Genomic DNA, 1,802 nt, shown 5'->3' with positions numbered 1-1,802 from the left:
GACCATATTCTTTTTTTTCGGATGCAAAGAGGAATTGCCCCTGAAAGAGCATAGAGGAGTACTATGAGAAGATATAATTCTGACATAAAGCCACATTCGAGGGGTTGATACAGCCTATTGATATAAGAATAAATTCAGGACGATACGAGTGATCGAACCGGATTTACAGATTAGAGGAAAATATAGCATAAAGGTTTCCGGTATCTGATTGTTCAGGACAATTGGTGATAAAAAAAGGTTTTATATAATTATATGAAATTATTAAGGGCATGAAAAAATTAATTATCTCGGGTCCACGGACATGCCGGAAATTTTCGGCGGTTTCTAACGAAATCGCGAAATATATTAAAGAATTAAATGGTGTCGATGAGATTATAACTGGTGGATCTACCGGTGTTGACCTCATTGCACGTGAGTATGCTTTCCAGAATAATATCGCATACAAAGAGTTTGAGCCGAATTGGCAGGATGATTTGAATGCTGCAGGTATGGTCCGTGACGCGCGAATGGCAGAGTATGGTACACACCTATTAGTCCTGTCAAATGGAGCATCCAAAGAATCTAAAAACCTGATTGCAGAAGCAAAAAAGAACAATCTTACTATCAAGACCGTTGGATACGCTGAAGAGATAATCATCGGATCAAAGCAGCCGGCAGTACATCCGACTGCCATCTGATTTTTTTATATCACATATTTATATAAAAAGCAGGGGGAAACCTGCCCTGATTCATTCATCTACTCCGTCTTTATTGGTTTTCCAGGATCGATAATTTCCAGCTGAGCTGTAGACATCCGGTAGTAAAGCCCGACAATCCGAAGCGTTCCTGCATCTTCTGCTTCCTTCACCACACGATAGGTCCGAAGATTTGCAAGCTGCAGTCTGACATTCTCAATCTCAAGTTCTGACTGCCATTTTCGTGCTTCCTCTGGATCCGATGGTCTCTCACCCGTACTCTCAACAACATCAAGAGCGGTGTGGGCATGTCTGAGCCATCCTGGAATCAGGGTGTCATCACCACTCTTCTTACTGGCAAGCGCTTTCATGGCACCACACTCTTCATGACCGCACACAACCAGTGTATTTACTTTCAGATGACGAATCCCATATTCAAGAAAAGTTCCCACATTCCAGTCACCTGGTGGGACAATATTACCAATGTTGCGATGAACAAAGATCTCACCAGGCTTTGCATGACAGGTTATTTCAGGGGCGACCCGTGAATCACAACACCCGATCATCATAACGTGAGGGTTTTGTCCCTTTAAAAGCGCCTTATAATATTCAATATTCTCTGCATACTCATTTTCAACGAAGGTCCGATTACCTTCCATTAACTTTTCAATACCCATGTGTGATCTCCCAGGGTCCTTACTGACATAAGGATTAAAGATCGTAAACTGAAGAGCCAATATATATTGCGATTTGATGTTCCACCAGTATCGAAACCGAAAGATTAAAAAGGGTTATTACCTGAATAAACCTCATGGAGGAAGCAACCCTGCAGGCAGTGAAACGGGCAATGCCCGGTCACGGTAGAGCCCGCATTCATGAAAAACTCCTTTCATTCCTTTCAATAGAGGATCAGTCAGAGGTGGAAGTGAGCACAGATGCAGGGGCAACCCTTACTCTGACCGTTTTCGCTGATGAACTGGTTGATGAAGGGACAATCCGGATAAGTGGTGAGGATCTCAAAAAACTCAATATTCCAGATGGCGGGGTCGTGCATGTAAAAAGAAAGATCCCGTTTGAGGAACAGATCCGCATGGCTGCTGAATCAGCTGCCGGACAGATGAAGGAGGG

The 1,802-nt window shown here is 43.2% G+C and carries 3 protein-coding genes; 2 read left to right on the top strand and 1 reads right to left on the bottom strand.

What is annotated here, in order from left to right; all coding sequences use genetic code 11:
* The first annotated feature begins 269 nt into the window (after window positions 1-269).
* Window positions 270-677, top strand: a complete 408-nt coding sequence (locus PLA23_RS13090; RefSeq protein WP_324329227.1) for an SLOG family protein — start codon at window positions 270-272, stop codon at window positions 675-677.
* A 59-nt stretch (window positions 678-736) separates the two neighbouring features.
* Here PLA23_RS13090 and PLA23_RS13085 read toward each other — a convergent pair whose 3' ends face one another.
* Window positions 737-1,351 (bottom strand): carbonic anhydrase, encoded by a 615-nt coding sequence (locus tag PLA23_RS13085; RefSeq protein WP_324329225.1) that lies wholly within the window; start codon window positions 1,349-1,351, stop codon window positions 737-739.
* A gap of 134 nt (window positions 1,352-1,485) precedes the next feature.
* Here PLA23_RS13085 and PLA23_RS13080 point away from each other — a divergent pair.
* Window positions 1,486-1,802, top strand: a 317-nt coding sequence (locus tag PLA23_RS13080) for a hypothetical protein (RefSeq protein WP_324475483.1), incomplete at its 3' end; no start/stop codon positions are given.

Source organism: Methanospirillum sp., assembly GCF_035406105.1.
Taxonomy (GTDB): Archaea; Halobacteriota; Methanomicrobia; order Methanomicrobiales; family Methanospirillaceae; genus Methanospirillum.
This window is presented reverse-complemented; position numbering and strand designations above follow the sequence as displayed.